The organism is Nocardioides panacisoli (assembly GCF_039537325.1).
In the GTDB taxonomy this organism is placed as follows: domain Bacteria; phylum Actinomycetota; class Actinomycetes; order Propionibacteriales; family Nocardioidaceae; genus Nocardioides; species Nocardioides panacisoli.
Genome location: NZ_BAABAH010000002.1, coordinates 62,343 through 79,770, shown reverse-complemented (window position 1 = coordinate 79,770; position 17,428 = coordinate 62,343). Strand labels below are relative to the sequence as shown.

Sequence of the window (17,428 nt, the reverse complement as noted above, 5' to 3'; positions counted from 1 at the left end):
GCGCCGAGCTTCCCCCGCGACGGCCGCTGGCCGGTCCGTTGCGTCCGCGCCGTGCCGACCAGCAGTGAAGACAGGGAGCCTGGGTGTACCTGAAGAGCCTGACCCTCAAGGGGTTCAAGTCCTTCGCCTCCGCGACCACGCTGCAGCTCGAGCCCGGCATCACCTGCATCGTCGGCCCGAACGGCTCGGGGAAGTCCAACGTCGTCGACGCACTCGCCTGGGTGATGGGGGAGCAGGGCGCCAAGAGCCTGCGCGGCGGCAAGATGGAGGACGTCATCTTCGCCGGCACGTCGGGCCGGCCGCCGCTCGGCCGGGCCGAGGTGGTGCTGACCATCGACAACTCCGACGGCGCGCTCCCCATCGACTACTCCGAGGTCACGATCAGCCGGACGATGTTCCGGTCCGGTGGCTCGGAGTACGCCATCAACGGCACGTCCTGCCGGCTGCTCGACGTCCAGGAGCTGCTCAGTGACTCCGGTATCGGCCGCGAGATGCACGTGATCGTCGGCCAGGGCCAGCTCGACACGATCCTGCACGCGACCCCCGAGGACCGGCGCGGGTTCATCGAGGAGGCCGCCGGCGTCCTCAAGCACCGCAAGCGCAAGGAGAAGGCCCTCCGCAAGCTGGACTCCACCGAGGGCAACCTGACCCGGCTCAACGACCTGCTCAGCGAGATCCGCCGCCAGCTGAAGCCCCTCGGTCGGCAGGCCGAGGTCGCCCGTCGCGCCGCGACCGTGCAGGCCGACGTACGTGACGCCCGCGCCCGGCTGCTCGCCGACGACCTGGTCACCGCCCGCACCGCGCTCGAGCAGGAGCTCGCCGACGAGAGCGTGCTGGTGGCCCGCCGCGAGGAGGTCGAGGCCGCGATCGCCGCGGCCCGCGAGCAGGAGGCGGCGCTCGAGGCCGCGCTGCGCGAGGACCTGCCCGCGCTCTCGGCCGCCCAGGACACGCTGTCCTCCCTCGGCACCCTGCGGGAGCGCCTCCGCGGGACCCAGAGCCTCGCCACCGAGCGGGTCCGCAACGCCCAGGGCGTCTCCGACGGTGACGACGCGGAGGGCGGAGCTGCCAGGGACCCCGACGAGATCGAGGCCGAGGCCGACCGCCTGCACGCTCAGGAGGAGGAGATCGCGGCACTCGTCGCCGACCAGCAGACCGCGCTCGACGACGCCGTGACCGCCCGGCGCGCCGCCGAGGAGGCCGCCGCGGCCGAGGAGCGCCGGGTCCAGGCGCTGCTCCGCGCGGCCGCCGACCGGCGCGAGGGCCTGGCCCGCCTGCACGGCCAGGTCAACGCGCTCAAGTCGCGGGCCGGTGCCGCCGAGGAGGAGATCGGCCGGCTCGAGTCGGCCCGCACCGACGCGCTCGCGCGCGCCGAGCGCGCGCAGCGCGACTTCACCGCCCTCGAGACCAGGGTTGCCGGGCTCGACGCGGGCGAAGAGGGTCTCGACGCCGAGCACGAGGCGGCCGTCGCGGCGCTCGAGGACATCACCGACCGGCTGGCGAAGACCCGCGAGGAGGCCCAGCAGTCCGATCGTGAGCGGTCCGCGCTGACGGCCCGCAAGGAGGCGCTCGAGCTGGGCCTGGCCCGCAAGGACGGGGCCGGAGCGCTGCTCGCCGCGAGCGACACCCTCTCCGGGCTGCTCGGCTCCGTGGCGGCGCTGGTCACCGTGCGCAACGGCTACGAGGCCGCCGTCGCGACCGCCCTCGGGGCCGCTGCGGACGCCGTGGCCGTCACGGACGCGGACGCCGCGGTCGCCGCCATCGGCCACCTCCGCGACGAGGACCTCGGTCGCGCCGGGCTGCTGCTCGGCGGGGGCGCGGTCGACCGGCAGGGGTGGCCGCAGCTGCCCGGCGGCTCGTCGTACGCCGTGGACGTGCTCGAGTGCCCGGACGACCTCCGGCCCGCGCTCACCCGGTTGCTGCACAAGACCGCCGTCGCCGACGACCTCGCCGCAGCCCGCGCGCTCGTCGCTTCCCTTCCAGACGTCGTCGCGGTCACCCGCGAGGGCGACCTGCTCGGCGCCCACTTCGCCGCGGGTGGCTCCGGCGGGCAGCAGAGCCTGATCGAGGTCCAGGCGGCCGTCGACGAGGCCGGCGCGGCGCTCGCCGACGCGATCGCCGCGTCCGAGCGGCTCGCGTTCGACCTCGCCCGGCTCGAGACCGAGCGTGCCGAGGCGCAGCAGCGCGTCGACGTCGCCCTGGCCAAGCTGCACGAGTCCGACGCGACGCTGGCCGCGGTGGCCGAGGAGCTCGGCCAGTACGGCTCGGTCGCGCGCACCGCCCGCGCCGAGGCCGACCGGGTCACCGACGCGATCGCCCAGGCCCGGGCCGCCCGCGAGCAGGCCATCACCGGGCTCGCCGAGCTCGAGGAGCGGCTCGCCTCCGCCGAGGAGGCCGGTGAGGAGGAGCCCGACACCTCCGACCGCGAGCGGCTCGCCGAGGAGACCCGGGCGGCCCGCCAGTCCGAGATGGAGGCGCGGCTGGCGCTGCGCACGTCCGAGGAGCGCGGCCGCGCCCTGCACGGACGGGTCGACCAGATGCGCAAGGCCGCCGCCGCCGAGCGGGAAGCGCGCGCCCGGGCCGCCGAGCGGCGCGAGCGGCTGCTGCGCGAGGGTCGCGCCGGCCAGGCCGTCGCCCGCGCGGCCGCCTACGCGCTGGAGCGGCTCGAGGCCTCGCTGGGCCGCGCCCGCGCCGACCGGGAGGCCGTCGAGGAGTCACGTCGTGGCCGCGAGCAGGAGCTGATGAGCGTGCGCGGCCGGCTGCGCGAGCTCGGCAAGGAGCTCGAGGAGCTGGTCAGCTCGGTGCACCGCGACGAGATGGCCCGCACCCAGCAGAAGATGCGGATCGAGCAGCTCGAGGAGCGCGCGCTGGAGGAGCTCGGGCTCGCGGCCGAGTCCCTGGTCGAGGAGTACGGTCCCGACCAGCTGGTGCCGGTCGCGCTCGACCCGGCCGCAGAACCGGCCGAGGACGCCGAGCCGGAGGCCAAGGCCTACGACCGCGAGGAGCAGCTCAAGCGGCTCCGGGCGGCCGAGCGGGCGCTGCGCGAGCTCGGCAAGGTGAACCCGCTGGCGCTGGAGGAGTTCACCGCGATGGAGGAGCGGCACAAGTTCCTCACCGAGCAGCTCGAGGACCTGCGGGCCACCCGCAAGGACCTGCTCGACATCGTCCGCGACGTCGACGCCCGCGTGGAGCAGGTCTTCACCGAGGCCTACCGCGACGTCGAGGTCGCCTTCGACCACGTCTTCAAGCGGCTCTTCCCCGGCGGTGAGGGGCGGCTGGTGCTGACCGATCCCGGCGACATGCTGGCCACCGGGGTCGAGGTCGAGGCCCGCCCGCCGGGCAAGAAGGTCAAGCGGCTGTCCCTGCTCTCCGGCGGCGAGCGCTCCCTGGTCGCCGTTGCGTTCCTGGTCGCCCTGTTCAAGGCGCGACCCTCGCCCTTCTACATCCTCGACGAGGTCGAGGCCGCGCTCGACGACACCAACCTCGGCCGGCTGCTGGAGATCTACGAGGAGCTGCGCGAGAACTCCCAGCTGCTGGTGATCACCCACCAGAAGCGGACCATGGAGGTCGGCGACGCGCTCTACGGCGTCACCATGCGCGGCGACGGCGTGTCGACGGTGATCAGCCAGCGGCTCCGCGATGCCGGATAGGACCCGGCCTCCCCGCCCCGATCGATCCGGGTACGTCGCCTGGCGGAGCGCGACGCTGCGCTGGGCCGACATCGACGTCTACGGCCACATGAACAACGCCCGCTACTTCGAGCTGATCGACACCGTCGTCAACGACCAGCTCGCTGAGAGCGTGGGCACCGACATCCGGGAGCTGCCGGCGATCGGGGTGGTGGCCGAGGTGTCGTGCCGCTACTTCAGCGAGATCACCTACCCCGGCATCCTCGAGCTCGGGATCGTGGTCGAGCGGCTCGGGCGCTCCTCGGTCGTCTACCGCGTCGGGATCTTCCAGGGCGACCCAGACGGCGACGGCGCCCTCGCCGCCGCGGAGGGCCGGTTCGTCCACGTGTACGTCGACAACACCGACCCTGCGCGTCCGGTGACCCCGCTGCCGGACGCCGTACGCGCCGCGTCCGAGCAGCTGTGCGCGGAGCAGCCCACGTAGTGCGCGGTGCGTGCGTAAGCCCTGCGACTGCAAGGGATATCGTGCTGGCGTGACTGAATCGACCGATGTGACCGCACGGTCGTCGGCTCCCGACACCGACCGCCTGCCCGACGAGCTGCCCGACGCGGAGGCGGTCGAGGCCGCCGAGGCGGCCGAGCTCGAGGAGGTCTACCCGCGCAAGGTCCTGTTCGTCGCGGGCGCCGGGCGCAGCGGCACCAGCACGCTGGCCGGCCTGGTGCGCATCCTCGGTCTGCACGTGCCGCAGCCGGAGGTCACCGCCGACGAGACCAACCCCAAGGGGTTCGGTGAGCCGGCCTGGGCTGTCGAGTTCCACACCGAGCTGCTGCGCAAGGCCGGCGTCCAGGTCAGCGACGCCCGCCCGGCCGCCTGGTTCAAGACCAGCCAGGTCGGCGGCCGCGAGCGGCCCCGCGGCGCCGCTGCGGCGTGGCTCGAGCAGCACTTCGCCGAGGCCTCCGAGCTGGTCGTCAAGGACCCGCGCCTGGCCTGGTTCCTCACCATGTGGGAGGTCGCGGCCGTCCGATCCAGCGCCACGCCCGTGTTCGCCACGATGCTGCGCCCGCCGAGCGAGGTCGTGGCCAGCAAGGAGACCTACTACGCCAACCGGCTGGGCTCGGCCCACCTCGCGGCGTCCTGGGTCAACATGATGCTGCACACCGAGCGCGCGACCCGCGCGCACGTCGACAACGGCGGCCGGGTGTTCGTCCGGTACGCCGACCTGCTCGACGACTGGACCAAGACGGTCATGCACGTCGGCGAGACGCTCCAGCTCCAGCACATCCTGCACGCGGGCACCGAGACGATCCGCGAGGGCCACCGGTTCGTGGATCCCGGGCTGCGCCGGATGAGCCGCAGCCTCGACGACCTGGGCCTGCCCAAGCGGCTGCACGAGATCGTCGCCGAGTCCTGGGAGGGCCTCGACCGGCTCGCGGAGCCGGGCGGCGACACGGCCGACGTGCACCGGACCCTCGACCAGCTCCGGGACGGCTACTCCGAGCTCTACGAGGAGGCCGAGGCGATCTCGCGCTCGTCCGCCGTGGCCGCGCGGAGCGCGGCCTCCGAGCAGCTGGCCGGCGCCGAGAAGGAGGCGGAGCGCGTCGAGCGCAAGGCCGAGCGGCCGGGCGGGAACGCTGGCCAGGGCCCCGCCGACCCGGCGGACCGGATCCCGCACCGGGTCCGGGCGATGGTGCCGGCCTCGCTGCGCAGGCGGCTCCGCCAGCGCTGGGCCCGCCGCGCATGACGGGCGCGACCACACCGCCGCCACCGCCGCGGCCGCTCGCCGAGGGGCTGACCAACCTCGAGGGCATCACGGACTTCGACATCACCTGGCCCTGGCGGTCCGGGCCGATGCGGCGCGGCGCGACGGCGGTGCTCCGGGTCAAGAACGAGGCGCCCTCGCTGCCCTTCGTCCTGCCGCCGCTCCTGCGCGCCTGCGACGAGGTGCTGCTCGTCGACAACGGCTCCGACGACGGCACCCCCGAGGTGTCGGTCGAGACGGCCGAGCGGATCGGCCTGGGGGAGAAGCTCCGGGTGCTGCACTACCCGTTCGCCGTCGCCCCCGCCGGCACCGACCACCTCCAGGTCCACGAGCGGTCGGTCCACTCGCTCGCCTACTTCTACAACTGGTGCTTCGCCCAGGTGCACACGCGCTACTCCTGGAAGTGGGACGGCGACATGGTGCTCACCCGGGAAGGTGAGATCTCGATGGCCGGCATGAGCTGGCAGATCAACGGCACCGAGGCCGTCGTACGCATCCCGCGGCACCCCCTGTACGTCGAGGGCGACCGACGCGCGTTCCTCGACCTCGGGCTGCGCAACCTCGAGGCCTGGGGCTACCCGATGGGCCCGGAGTACCTCTACACCAAGGCCTTCGAGTGGGAGATCCGGATGGTCCCGGACAACGTGCCCACGATCCGCTGGCCCAACGGGCTGTGCGTCGAGGTCAAGCACCTCGCCGAGGACGAGTTCGACCACTGGAGCGCGCCCGAGGCGTTCTCGGTCAGCAACCGCAACAAGCGCAAGCGGCGCGAGTGGGAGGTCTTCAACGCGCTCGCGGAGGGCATCGTCCCCGCCGGCGTGGTCGTGATCGACGCCCCGGCCGGCGTGCACGTCATCGACCACGTGACCCAGGACTGGCTGCCCTCGCTCCCGCGCCCGATCCAGACCAGCAACTACCCGTCCAAGATCGAGCCGTACCGCGCGATGTTCGACGACGCCCGGTAAAATCGGCAGCGTTCCGCCCTACTCGGAGGAGTCGAAACCCTTGCTCTACCTCGTCGTCGCCATGGTCTTCGTCCTGGTCGTCGCCGCACTCGTGGTCGTCTACGTCGCCTACCCGCACCGCGGCGAGCGGATGCCGCACACGCCGTGGCTCGGCGAGGCACTCGGCAAGGCCGCCGACCGCGTCCCGGTGATCGAGGAGGACGAGTACGACCTCCTGCGGCTCACCGGGGACCACCAGCGCTGAGCCCCCGCTCGCCCCAGCCCTCCCGCCTGCGCGGCTGCTGATTGGATGGTGCCCATGGAGTGGCTCTACGTCGTCATCGGTATCGCGGTCCTCGCGGTCGTCCTCGTCGGCGGCGGCATGGCCGGCCTGTTCCGTGGTCGGCAGGCACCGCCGCCGAAGGCCCCCGCCGCGCCGCCGCGCGGCGCGGGCACCGACGTCCTCGCCCCGCCCGCGGAGCCGGAGGTCGTCACCCCGGAGGCGCCCACGGCTGCGGAGGCGCCCGCGCTCGAGACTCCCGAGCGCCCCGCCTCCCGCCTGGTCCGGCTCCGTCAGCGGCTCGCCGGCTCCGGGACCCTCGGGCGCGGCCTGCTCGGGCTGCTCAGCCGGGACCGCCTCGACGAGGACACCTGGGAGGCGATCGAGGACCTGCTCATCGGCGCTGACATCGGCGTGGAGCCGACCCAGCAGCTGGTCGAGAAGCTCCGGACCCGGATGCGGGTCGAGGGCGGCGACACGCCCGACGCGCGCGAGGTGCTCCGCGAGGAGCTGGTCGCGCTCGTCGATCCCGGCCTGGACCGCTCGCTGCACATCAGCGGCACCGAGGGCGTGCCGGGCGTGGTGCTGGTGGTCGGCGTGAACGGGACCGGCAAGACCACGACCGTCGGCAAGCTCGCCCGGATCCTGGTCGCCGAGAACCGCACCGCCCTGCTGGGCGCCGCCGACACGTTCCGTGCCGCGGCGACCGAGCAACTGGCCACCTGGGGCGAGCGGGTCGGCGTCGAGGTCGTCCGCGGGCCCGAGGGCGGCGACCCGGCGAGCGTGGCGTTCGAGGCGGTCAAGCAGGGCATCGATCAGGGCGTCGACACCGTCGTCGTCGACACCGCCGGGCGGCTCCAGAACAAGCAGGGCCTGATGGACGAGCTCGGCAAGGTCAAGCGCGTGATCGAGAAGCAGACGCCGGTCACCGAGGTGCTGCTCGTGCTGGACGCCACCACCGGCCAGAACGGCCTGATCCAGGCCAAGGTCTTCTCCGAGGTCGTCGACGTCACCGGCATCGCGCTCACCAAGCTCGACGGCTCGGCCAAGGGCGGGATCGTCGTGGCCGTGCAGCGTCAGCTCGGCGTACCGGTGAAGCTGGTCGGTCTGGGCGAGGGCCCCGACGACCTGGCGCCGTTCGACGTCGGCGCCTTCGTGGACGCCCTGCTCTCCTGACGGCGCGAGCGTGTCGCGCGGCCCGCGAAACATGCTCGTAACGGGGTGCGGGAACTAGTTACACGGCCGACATGACGCTCGGTCCGCCCGGAAACCTGTCGGGAGGAATGTTCGGGACGTATCCCGACTGTTCCGACTGGAGGTTCCATGGACGGCTATTACGCCTTCATGCTGGTGGCGACGGCGCTGGTCCTGATGATGACCGTGCCCGCTCTGGCACTGTTCTACGGCGGCATGAGCCGCTCCAAGTCCGTGCTGAACATGATGATGATGTCGTACGGCGCCTTCGCCATCGCGTCCATCGTGTTCGTGCTCTGGGGCTGGTCCGAGGGCTGGGGCGGCGACGGCGCCGGCAATGCCGACGGCAACATCGTCAACAGCCCGTTCGACATGTTCGGTCTCGACGGCGTCGGGCACGCCAACTACATCTACGTGCTGTTCCAGCTCACGTTCGCCGCGATCACCGTCGCGCTGATCTCGGGCGCGATCGCGGACCGCGTGAAGCTGAGCTCCTGGCTCGTGTTCGTGCCGATCTGGCTGACGCTCTGCTACTTCCCGATCGCGCACAACGTGTGGGGCGGCGGCTGGCTCGCCCAGCAGCTCGCCAAGGGCTCGACCTTCGCCCAGGACTACGCGGGCGGCACGGTCGTCCACATCAACGCTGGTGTCGCGGGCGGCATCCTGGCCCTGATCATCGGCAAGCGGGTCGGCTTCATGAAGGACCCGATGAAGCCGCACAACCTGACGCTGACCATGATCGGCGCCGGTCTGCTGTGGTTCGGCTGGTACGGCTTCAACGTCGGCTCGATCGTCTTCCTGCCGGACAACCTCGCGGACCCGACCCTCTTCTCGGGCCAGTTCCAGGGTGAGACCGGTGTGACGTTCATGAACACCACCATCGCCACCTGTGCCGCGATGCTCGGCTGGCTGCTGATGGAGCGGATCCTGCACGGCAAGGCCACCTCGCTCGGTGCCGCTTCCGGCATCGTCGCGGGTCTGGTCGCGATCACCCCGTCCTGTGGCGCGGTGGACCTGTACGGCGCGATCGCCGTCGGCGCCGTGGCCGGCGCCCTGTGCGCGGCGGCCGTGGGCCTGAAGTTCAGGCTCAAGCTCGACGACTCGCTCGACGTCGTCGGTGTCCACCTCGTCGGTGGTCTGGTCGGCACCCTGCTGATCGGCTTCCTGTCGACCTCGAAGGCGCCGGGCGGGATCGACGGCCTCTTCTACGGCGGTGGGCTCTCCTCGCTCGGTGACCAGACGCTGGCGGCGCTCTTCACCCTCGTCTGGACCGGTATCCTCACGACGGTCATCGCCCTGGCGATCAAGTACACGATCGGCTGGCGCGTGGACGAGGAGGCCGAGGTCGAGGGCATCGACTTCGACCAGCACGGCGAGTCGGCCTACGACCTGCACACCAGCACCTCCAGCGCCGGGTCGAGTGGTGTCCTCGCCGCCTCGACCGTCGCGCCGAAGTCGGAAGGAGCGAACGCATGAAGCTCGTCACCGCGGTCATCAAGCCGCACAAGTGGGAGGACGTCCGCGAGGCCCTCGAGACCTTCGGCGTCACGGGGATGACCGTCAGCGAGGTCTCGGGCTACGGCCGCCAGAAGGGCCACACCGAGGTCTACCGGGGCGCGGAGTACGACATCGCGCTGGTGCCGAAGATCCGGATCGAGATCGTCGTCGACGACGAGGACACCGAGGACATCGTCGGGATCATCACCAAGACGGCACAGACCGGCCGGATCGGTGACGGCAAGGTCTGGGTCAGCCCGATCGAGACCGTGGTCCGCGTCCGCACCGGCGACAAGGACAGCGCGGCGCTCTAGCCGGACATGACAGCGACCGACCGGGCCGCCCGCACCGCCGCGGCCGACGAGCTCTGCTCCTCGGCCTACGGCACCGCGGGCGGCCCGGACTCCGGGATGGCCCTGGTCGCCGTCGGCGGCTACGGCAGGGGCGAGCTGGCGCCGTACTCGGACCTCGACGTGGTGCTCGTCGCGGACGAGGACGTCGACCGCGACGCCTGGACGCGGCTGGCGAGCGAGGTCTGGTACCCGATCTGGGACTCCGGTGCGAAGCTCGACCACTCCGTCCGCACCCTGCCGCAGATGATCACCGCCGCCGCGGACGACGTACGGGTCGCCTCGGGGCTGCTCGACGTGCGGCACGTGGCCGGTGATCCGAGCCTGACCCTGCGGCTGCGGACGACGATCCTCGCCGCGTGGCGGCGCGGCGCCCGGGACCGGCTGCCCGAGCTGCACGAGCTGGTCCGCAACCGGCACCGGCTGACCGGTGAGGTGGCGCACCTGTCGGTCCCGGACATCAAGGAGGCCGAGGGCGGGCTGCGCGACGCGACCGTGCTCAAGGGCCTCGCGGCGACCTGGCTGGTCGACGTACCGGCCGCCGACCTCGAGCGCTGCCGGCAGCAGCTGCTCGACGTGCGCGACCTGCTGCACGCCGCCGCCGGGCGGGCGACCGACCGGGTCGCACCCGAGTACTGGGCGCCGATCGCCGAGGGACTCGGGCTCTACGACGGCGGCCCGCCCGACGACCTGGCCGCCCAGCGGCAGGTCCGCGAGCTCGGCCGCCGGCTCACCCATCTCTCGCGGCTGGCGTGGCGCCGTGCGGAGGACGCCGTACGCCGGCCGTCGGGCGCCCGGCCGCGGCGGCCCGAGCTCGAGCGGGTCGCGCCCGGCGTGGCGCTCTCGAAGGGCGAGGTCGTGCTCGACCGCGGCGCGACGCCGGCCTCGGACCCGACCCTGTTGCTGCGGGCCGCCGCCGAGGCGGCGGTCCGGGACGTCGTGCTCGCACCGCCGACGGCCGCCCGGCTGGTGCGCGAGTGCCCGCCGCTCCCGGAGCCCTGGCCCACCGAGGCGCGCCAGCAGCTGGTCCGCCTGCTCGCCGCCGGACCGGGACTGCTCGAGGTCTGGGAGACCCTGGAGGAGACCGGCGCGCTCGCGGGGATCCTGCCGGAGTGGGAGCGGATCCGGTTGCTCCCGCACGCGTCGGTGATCCACCGGTTCACGGTGGACCGGCACTCCGTGGAGACCTGCGTCGAGGCGGCCGCGCTGATCCGCGACGTGTCCCGGCCGGACGTGCTGCTCGTCGCCGCGCTGCTGCACGACATCGGCAAGGGCGGCCTGGTCGAGCACTGCCAGGCGGGGGCGCCGATCGCCCGGGCAGCCGCGGAGCGGATGGGGTTCGGGCCGACCGAGGTGGACCTCGTCGAGACGCTGGTCCGGCGCCACCTGCTCCTCTCCGAGACCGCGACCACCCGCGACCCGGACGACCCGGCCACGCTGCAGGTGGTGCTGCGCGACATCCACGACGCCGACTCTCTCGCCCTGCTGACGACGCTGACCGAGGCCGACGCCAAGGCCACCTCGCCCAAGGCGTGGTCCTCGTGGCGGGCCGGCCTGATCCGCGACCTGGCCCGCCGGGTCGGCGCCGCGCTCGAGGGTCGCGCCGCGCCGCCGGCGCTGCCCGCCGAGGACGTGCCCGTGCCACCCGAGGTCGACCACGGCGGCGTGGCGCTGACCCTCGAACCGGTGGTCGACGGCTCCCGGGTCACCGCCGTCGCGCTCGACCGCGTCGGGCTGCTGGCGGACGTCGCCGCGATGTTCGCCCTCGGGAAGGTGCCCGTGCGGGCCGCGCGGGTCTGGTCCCAGGAGGACTACGGCGTGTCGGTGTGGGAGCTCGCCGACGAGCACCTCGACGCCGGCGTCCTCCGCGACCGGATCGACAACATCGTCTCCCGGCGGGTCGATCCGGCCGCGCGGCTGGCGCCCCGGGCCGCCGCGGGGCCCGCGGAGCTGGCGCCCACGGTCGTCGTACGACCCGAGGCGAGCGAGCAGGCGACCGTCATCGAGGTCCGCGCGGGGGACCGGGTGGGCGTGGTCTACCTGGTGTGCGCCGCCCTCGCCGCGCTGGACATCTCGGTCCGCTCCGCGCACGTCTCGACGCTCGGGCCGCAGGCCGTCGACGTGTTCTACGTCCAGGAGGCGTCGGCTGGCGCCCTCTCCGACTCCCGGGCCGCCGACGCCGCCCACGCCGTACGCGCCCGGCTCGCGGTCGCGGACGGCTGATTTCCCAAGGTATGCAGCGACATCTGCGCTTCCCACGCCGTATCCGGCATGGGAAGCGCAGGTTTCGCTGCATACCTTGGTGAACCTGCACGTACGGCGCGCCCGTAGACTCGGACCGCCACGACTGTCATTCCACCCGAGGGACTCCTTTGTTCGCCACGCTGTCCGACCGGCTCACCGCCACGTTCAAGAACCTGCGCGGGAAGGGCCGGCTCTCCGAGGCCGACATCGACGCCACGGCACGCGAGATCCGGATCGCGCTGCTCGAGGCCGACGTCGCGCTGCCCGTGGTCAAGGACTTCGTGGCAGCGGTCAAGGAGCGGGCCCGCGGCGAGGAGGTCAGCGGTGCGCTGAACCCCGCGCAGCAGGTCGTCAAGATCGTCAACGACGAGCTGGTCAACATCCTCGGTGGCGAGACCAGGCGGCTGCGCTACGCCAAGAGCGGTCCGACCGTCATCATGCTCGCCGGTCTCCAGGGTGCCGGCAAGACCACGCTCGCCGCCAAGCTCGCGCTCTGGCTCAAGGAGCAGGGCAAGACCCCGATGCTCGTGGCCTGCGACCTGCAGCGCCCCAACGCCGTCAACCAGCTCCAGGTCAACGGCGAGCGCGCCGGCGTGCCGGTCTACGCACCGGAGCCGGGCAACGGCGTCGGCGACCCGGTCGCGGTCGCGAAGGCCTCGATCGAGGATGCCAAGCGCAAGCTGCACGACGTGGTGATCGTCGACACCGCCGGTCGCCTCGGCGTGGACGCCGAGATGATGGCGCAGGCGGCGGCGATCCGCGACGCGGTCCAGCCCGACGAGGTGCTGTTCGTCGTCGACGCGATGATCGGCCAGGACGCGCTCACGACCGCGCAGGCCTTCCTCGAGGGCGTCGGCTACGACGGCGTGGTGCTGACCAAGCTCGACGGCGACGCGCGCGGTGGTGCCGCGCTGTCGATCCGGCAGGTGACCGGCCGCCCGGTGATGTTCGCGTCGAGCGGCGAGAAGCTCACCGACTTCGACCTGTTCCACCCCGACCGGATGGCCTCCCGGATCCTCGACATGGGCGACGTGCTCACCCTGATCGAGCAGGCCGAGAAGGCGTTCGACCAGGAGCAGGCGCTCAAGGCCGCGCAGAAGCTCACCGGCCAGGGCGGCGAGTTCACCCTCGACGACTTCCTCGAGCAGATGCAGCAGGTGCGCAAGCTCGGTTCGATGTCGAAGATCCTCGGGATGCTGCCCGGGATGGGCCAGATCCGCGAGCAGCTCGAGAACTTCGACGACCGCGAGATCGACCGGGTCGCCGCGATCATCCACTCGATGACGCCCGCCGAGCGCGCCAACCCCAAGATGATCGACGGCTCGCGCCGTGCCCGGATCGCGAAGGGCTGCGGCCGCACGGTCTCCGACGTCAACAACCTCGTGGACCGGTTCTTCGAGGCCCGCAAGATGATGATGCAGATGGCCAGGGGCGGCGGGATGCCCGGGATGCCGGGCCTGCCGGGGATGCCCGGCGCCGGCGCGGGTGCCGGCAAGCGGTCCTCGGCGAAGCAGAAGGCCAAGCAGCAGGGCAAGGGTGGCAAGCGCCGCTCCGGCAACCCCGCCAAGGCGGCCCAGCAGGCCAAGGCGGACGCGGAGAAGGCCACGACGAAGCCCAACCCGTTCGGGTTGCCCGCCGAGGACGTCGACTACGAGGCCGCCGCCGAGAACCTCGACCTGCCCAAGGACTTCAGCAAGTTCCTCAAGTAGGACCGGCGGTCGTGGGCTCGGTCCTGGTCGTCGACGGCGCGAACGTCGTCGGCGCGCGCCCGGACGGCTGGTGGAAGGACCGCGCGGGCGCTGCCCGACGGCTGCACGACTCGCTGCTCGTCGCCGACGTGCCCTACGACGTCGTCGTGCTCGTCCTGGAGGGTCAGGCGAAGGGCGGCGTACGTCCCGGGCGCGATGCGCACGTCCACACCGTGCATGCACCCAAGGACGGTGACAGCGCGATCCTCGCGCAGGCGAAGGCGTACGCCGAGCGCGGCGACCGGGTCGCCGTGGTCACCGCCGACCGCGCCCTCGACGCCCGCGTGCACGGCGTCGGCGCCACCACGCTGAGCCCCACCTGGCTCCTCGACCACCTCTGACCGACGCCGACCCGGCAGAAACTCGGCAAGAATTGCGCCGAGTCGGCACAAGCTTGAGCCGACTCGGCGCGGGGCGCACCAAGTTTCTGCCGGGTCGGCGTTGGTAGCGTCGGCGGGGTGAGCGCGCTTCGGTTCTCCGGTCCGGTCCTGCCCGACGCCGAGGCGCGCGAGCTGTACGTCGTCGAGGGGCGGATCACCTACGAACGGCCGCAGGGCGCGGACACGGTCGCCGAGGGCTGGATCGTCCCGGGCCTGGTCGATGCGCACAACCACCTCGGGCTCGAGGACGGCGGCGGTGTGCCCGACGACGAGGTCGAGCGGCAGGCGGTCGCCGATCGCGACGCCGGCGTCCTGCTGACCCGCGACTGCGGGTCACCCGTCGACACCCGCTGGGTGCAGGAGCGCGACGACCTGCCGCGGCTGATCCGGTGCGGTCGGCACGTGGCGCGGACCAAGCGCTACATCCGCGGCTACGCGCGCGAGGTCGAGCCCGCCGAGCTCGCCGAGACCGTCGCCGAGGAGGCGCAGGGGAGCGACGGCTGGGTCAAGCTGGTCGGCGACTGGATCTCCCGTGACGAGGGCGACCTGGCGCCGTCCTTCCCCGCCGACGCGGTGGCGGCAGCCATCGCCGCGGCCCACGAGCACGGCGCGAAGGTCACCGCCCACTGCTTCGGAGCCGACTCGCTCTCGCCGCTCATCGACGCCGGCATCGACTGCATCGAGCACGGCACCGGCCTGCGGCCCGACCACATCGAGCAGCTGGTCGCGCGCGGGATCGCGGTCGTCCCGACCGTGCAGCAGACCGACAAGTTCCCGGAGTACGTCGACGCCGCTCGCGACAAGTTCCCGGCCTACGCCGGCACCATGGAGACGCTGCACCGGAGCCGTCGCGACGTGCTGATGTCCTGCTTCGAGGCCGGCGTCGATCTCTATGTCGGCTCCGACGGCGGCGGCACCGCCCGGCACGGCTACCTCCACGAGGAGATCCGCGCCATGGTCGACATGGGCCTGCCCGCCGACCACGTCCTGGGCGCAGCGTCGTGGCGAGGGCGGGCCTGGCTCGGCTGGAACTCCGGCCTCGGCGAGGGCGACCCCGCCGACTTCGTGGTCTACCCGCGCGACCCGCTCGAGGACCTGTCCGTGCTCGCCGAGCCCTCGGCGGTGGTGCTGCGGGGCAACGTCTACCGCTGAGCGCTCGCCGCGACGGCGCGCGGCGGCCGGGTGAACCACAGGACCGCGGTGACGACCAGCACGGCCATTCCGAGGAGACCGAGCCCCATCGGGGCCAGGATCGTCACGAGCAGCCTGACCACGAACCCCGCGCCGAGCGGGTCGCCGACCCGGATCCGGGTGACGGTCGTGCACCTGATGGTGAGGTTGCCGTCGCCCGAGTCGAAGGTCGCGAACCCCGTCCACTCGGTCCCGCCGGTGGTGACGGTGGTGGTCGCGGCGGGGTGGTCGAGCGGCCGCTCCGCGCCGGTGCCGTCCCTCACCGTGCAGCTGGGTTCCGCGGCGCCCGAGCGGACGAACAGCATCCGCTCGGTGCCGGGCTCCGAGTCGAACCCGATCGGCCCCGACGTGCGGAAGGTCGCGTCGGTGTCCGTGGAGGACCGGATGGTCAGCACGAGACCGACGACGAAGACCACGATCGCGACCAGGACGAGCCCACCGCCGACGATGAACCAGAGGGCACGGGGACGGTGCTTCACCCGGCGATCATGCCGGACGGACGACCGCCGGAGACGCTCATCCGGCGATGTCGACGATCCGGTCCTCGGGCGGCAGGTAGGTCACCAGCGCACAGTTGCGCTTGAGCAGCTCCTCGCCGACCCGGTCGCCGGTCCGCCGCGAGATGACGGTCCGCCAGATCTCGTTCTTGCGGAACACCCGACCCAGGTGCCGGAGGAACACCTCGTCGCGCGCCTGGACGCGGTAGGAGTGCTCGGGCGTCGTGTCGGAGCGGAGCTCACCGCGCAGGTGCCGCTCGTCGACCCAGGTGCGCAGCTCGAAGGTGTGCTCGGTGTCGTTGCGCACGACCAGGTCCACGTAGTTGTAGACGATCGAGCAGCCGACGCCCCAGGGCAGCACCCGGCCCTTGTCGGGGAACGGGTCGAAGGAGTGCTCCGACCGCTCGACCACGGTGAGCGGGGAATGCAGGAACATCCAGTGCAGCAGGTTCGCGAGCTGGCAGATGCCGCCGCCGACGCCGGCCCGGGCCTTGCCGTTCGACAGGCGCATGCCCTCGACGTACCCCTTGCGGCGCGTGCAGTTGCCGACCACCTTGTTGAACGAGAACGACTCGCCGGGGCGGATCAGGACCCGGTCGGTGCGCTCGGCAGCCAGCCGCAGGTTGGTGACCTTGTTGCGCTGGAGCACCATCTCCTCGGCCGAGAGCTCCCGCATCAGCAGCGAGGAGTGCTTGATCAGCCGGACCGGCAGCTCGGCGTCGGCGCGGTCGCGGGACCAGGAGTCGGGCGAGGCCAGCCACCGGAGGCTGCGGCGGGCCTGGTGGGCGCGCACGGCGAGCGGGTAGAGCGCGGGCACCCGCTCGGAGAGGCGGGGCTTCGCCGTCACGCGGCCCGGTACGGCGAAGCCGGCGGCGCGCGCCTCCGCGAGGGTGATCACGGGGCGGTCGATGATCGTCATACTCCTTGTGACGCACGAACCGCCCGTTCGGTTTTTGCGAAGTGCCGCCCGATTTCTGGGGCGCCGGATCGTCTGGCAGACTTGGCCGCTGAGTTCTGTACCCTCCGGACCCTCTCAACCGGTCGGTACGGCGCCCATCGAACCACTGTGCCGGTGTTCCCCACCTGGTCGCAGCGGCTCACCCACACACAAGTCGTCAAGGAGACACCACAGACGTGGCCGTCAAGATCCGTTTGAAGCGCCTGGGCAAGGTCCGGGTGCCGCAGTACCGCATCGTCGTCGTCGACTCGCGCAAGAAGCGCGACGGCGCCGTGATCGAGGAGATCGGCAAGTACCACCCCAAGGAGGACCCGTCGTACATCGACGTCGTCTCCGACCGGGCTCAGTACTGGCTGGGCGTCGGCGCGCAGCCGTCCGAGGCCGTGGCCCGGATCCTCGAGATCACCGGCGACTGGCAGAAGTTCAAGGGCATCGACGGCGCCGAGGGCACCCTCAAGGTCAAGGAGCCGAAGCGCGACAAGCAGGAGATCTTCAACGAGGCGCTCCGCGAGGCCCAGAACGAGCCCAAGGGTGCCGCGGTGACCGCCAAGAAGAAGGCGGAGCCCAAGGCCGAGGAGCCCAAGGCCGAGGAGCCCAAGGCCGAGGAGCCTGCTGCCGAGACCCCCGCCGAGGAGGCTCCCGCTGCGGAGGCCGCCTCGGAGGAGCCGGCTGCCGAGGCCCCCGCCGAGGAGGCTCCCGCTGCGGAGGCCGCCTCGGAGGAGCCGGCTGCCGAGGCCCCCGCCGAGGAGGCCTGAGCCG

Annotated in this window: 15 protein-coding genes; 13 read left to right on the top strand and 2 right to left on the bottom strand. The window is 72.5% G+C overall.

Going from position 1 to position 17,428, the window contains the following annotated elements; translation table 11 throughout:
* The first annotated feature begins 83 nt into the window (after positions 1 to 83).
* The 12 genes from smc (at position 84) to ABD709_RS03285 (ending at position 15,175) form a co-directional block, all read left to right on the top strand.
* Positions 84 to 3,647, top strand: a complete 3,564-nt coding sequence (gene smc, locus ABD709_RS03340; RefSeq protein WP_344772384.1) for a chromosome segregation protein SMC — start codon at positions 84 to 86, stop codon at positions 3,645 to 3,647.
* Positions 3,637 to 4,110, top strand: coding sequence for an acyl-CoA thioesterase (locus ABD709_RS03335; RefSeq protein ID WP_344772383.1), 474 nt, complete (start codon positions 3,637 to 3,639; stop codon positions 4,108 to 4,110). Before smc ends, ABD709_RS03335 begins: the two co-directional genes overlap by 11 nt.
* A 49-nt stretch (positions 4,111 to 4,159) precedes the next feature.
* The gene (locus tag ABD709_RS03330; protein WP_344772382.1) at positions 4,160 to 5,368 is read left to right on the top strand and encodes a sulfotransferase family protein; all 1,209 of its coding nucleotides are present in this window, start codon (positions 4,160 to 4,162) and stop codon (positions 5,366 to 5,368) included.
* Positions 5,365 to 6,351: a glycosyltransferase family protein gene (locus tag ABD709_RS03325; RefSeq protein WP_344772381.1), complete on the top strand. Its 987-nt coding sequence runs from the start codon at positions 5,365 to 5,367 to the stop codon at positions 6,349 to 6,351. Before ABD709_RS03330 ends, ABD709_RS03325 begins: the two co-directional genes overlap by 4 nt.
* 40 nt (positions 6,352 to 6,391) lie before the next feature.
* Positions 6,392 to 6,595, top strand: a complete 204-nt coding sequence (locus ABD709_RS03320) for a hypothetical protein (RefSeq protein WP_344772380.1) — start codon at positions 6,392 to 6,394, stop codon at positions 6,593 to 6,595.
* A gap of 54 nt (positions 6,596 to 6,649) precedes the next feature.
* Positions 6,650 to 7,786 (top strand): signal recognition particle-docking protein FtsY, encoded by a 1,137-nt coding sequence (gene ftsY / locus ABD709_RS03315; RefSeq protein WP_425575017.1) that lies wholly within the window; start codon positions 6,650 to 6,652, stop codon positions 7,784 to 7,786.
* Positions 7,787 to 7,933: 147 nt separating this feature from the next.
* Positions 7,934 to 9,280 carry an ammonium transporter gene (locus ABD709_RS03310; protein WP_344772378.1) on the top strand — a complete coding sequence of 449 codons (1,347 nt, stop codon included), beginning with the start codon at positions 7,934 to 7,936 and terminating at the stop codon, positions 9,278 to 9,280.
* A complete protein-coding gene (locus tag ABD709_RS03305) occupies positions 9,277 to 9,615 on the top strand; it encodes a P-II family nitrogen regulator (RefSeq protein ID WP_344772377.1) in 339 nt (112 codons plus the stop codon). The genes ABD709_RS03310 and ABD709_RS03305 overlap by 4 nt, the downstream gene beginning before the upstream one ends.
* A gap of 6 nt (positions 9,616 to 9,621) precedes the next feature.
* Positions 9,622 to 11,874 (top strand): [protein-PII] uridylyltransferase, encoded by a 2,253-nt coding sequence (locus tag ABD709_RS03300; RefSeq protein WP_344772376.1) that lies wholly within the window; start codon positions 9,622 to 9,624, stop codon positions 11,872 to 11,874.
* Between the two features lie 149 nt (positions 11,875 to 12,023).
* Positions 12,024 to 13,604 (top strand): signal recognition particle protein, encoded by a 1,581-nt coding sequence (gene ffh, locus ABD709_RS03295; RefSeq protein ID WP_344772375.1) that lies wholly within the window; start codon positions 12,024 to 12,026, stop codon positions 13,602 to 13,604.
* 11 nt (positions 13,605 to 13,615) lie between these two features.
* The gene (locus ABD709_RS03290; RefSeq protein WP_344772374.1) at positions 13,616 to 13,984 is read left to right on the top strand and encodes an NYN domain-containing protein; all 369 of its coding nucleotides are present in this window, start codon (positions 13,616 to 13,618) and stop codon (positions 13,982 to 13,984) included.
* A 117-nt stretch (positions 13,985 to 14,101) separates the two neighbouring features.
* Positions 14,102 to 15,175 carry an amidohydrolase family protein gene (locus tag ABD709_RS03285; protein ID WP_344772373.1) on the top strand — a complete coding sequence of 358 codons (1,074 nt, stop codon included), beginning with the start codon at positions 14,102 to 14,104 and terminating at the stop codon, positions 15,173 to 15,175.
* On the opposite strand, the gene ABD709_RS03280 is transcribed toward ABD709_RS03285, so the two are convergent.
* On the bottom strand, positions 15,166 to 15,693 hold the full coding sequence (locus ABD709_RS03280) for a hypothetical protein (RefSeq protein ID WP_344772372.1): 528 nt from the start codon (positions 15,691 to 15,693) through the stop codon (positions 15,166 to 15,168). The genes ABD709_RS03285 and ABD709_RS03280 overlap by 10 nt on opposite strands.
* A gap of 37 nt (positions 15,694 to 15,730) precedes the next feature.
* Positions 15,731 to 16,630: a VanW family protein gene (locus tag ABD709_RS03275; RefSeq protein WP_344772371.1), complete on the bottom strand. Its 900-nt coding sequence runs from the start codon at positions 16,628 to 16,630 to the stop codon at positions 15,731 to 15,733.
* 215 nt (positions 16,631 to 16,845) lie between these two features.
* On the opposite strand from ABD709_RS03275, the gene rpsP reads away from it, so the two are divergent.
* Positions 16,846 to 17,424: a 30S ribosomal protein S16 gene (gene rpsP / locus ABD709_RS03270; RefSeq protein WP_344772370.1), complete on the top strand. Its 579-nt coding sequence runs from the start codon at positions 16,846 to 16,848 to the stop codon at positions 17,422 to 17,424.
* Positions 17,425 to 17,428 lie beyond the last annotated feature (4 nt).

Excerpts from the sequence above, each read along its gene's own strand:
- ABD709_RS03335 (WP_344772383.1), top strand. The coding sequence starts at position 3,637 with ATGCCGGATAGGACCCGGCCTCCCCGCCCCGATCGATCCGGGTACGTC.
- ABD709_RS03325 (WP_344772381.1), top strand. The coding sequence starts at position 5,365 with ATGACGGGCGCGACCACACCGCCGCCACCGCCGCGGCCGCTCGCCGAG.
- ftsY (WP_425575017.1), top strand. The coding sequence starts at position 6,650 with ATGGAGTGGCTCTACGTCGTCATCGGTATCGCGGTCCTCGCGGTCGTC.
- ABD709_RS03310 (WP_344772378.1), top strand. The coding sequence starts at position 7,934 with ATGGACGGCTATTACGCCTTCATGCTGGTGGCGACGGCGCTGGTCCTG.
- ABD709_RS03305 (WP_344772377.1), top strand. The coding sequence starts at position 9,277 with ATGAAGCTCGTCACCGCGGTCATCAAGCCGCACAAGTGGGAGGACGTC.
- ABD709_RS03300 (WP_344772376.1), top strand. The coding sequence starts at position 9,622 with ATGACAGCGACCGACCGGGCCGCCCGCACCGCCGCGGCCGACGAGCTC.
- ABD709_RS03275 (WP_344772371.1), bottom strand. The coding sequence starts at position 16,630 with ATGACGATCATCGACCGCCCCGTGATCACCCTCGCGGAGGCGCGCGCC.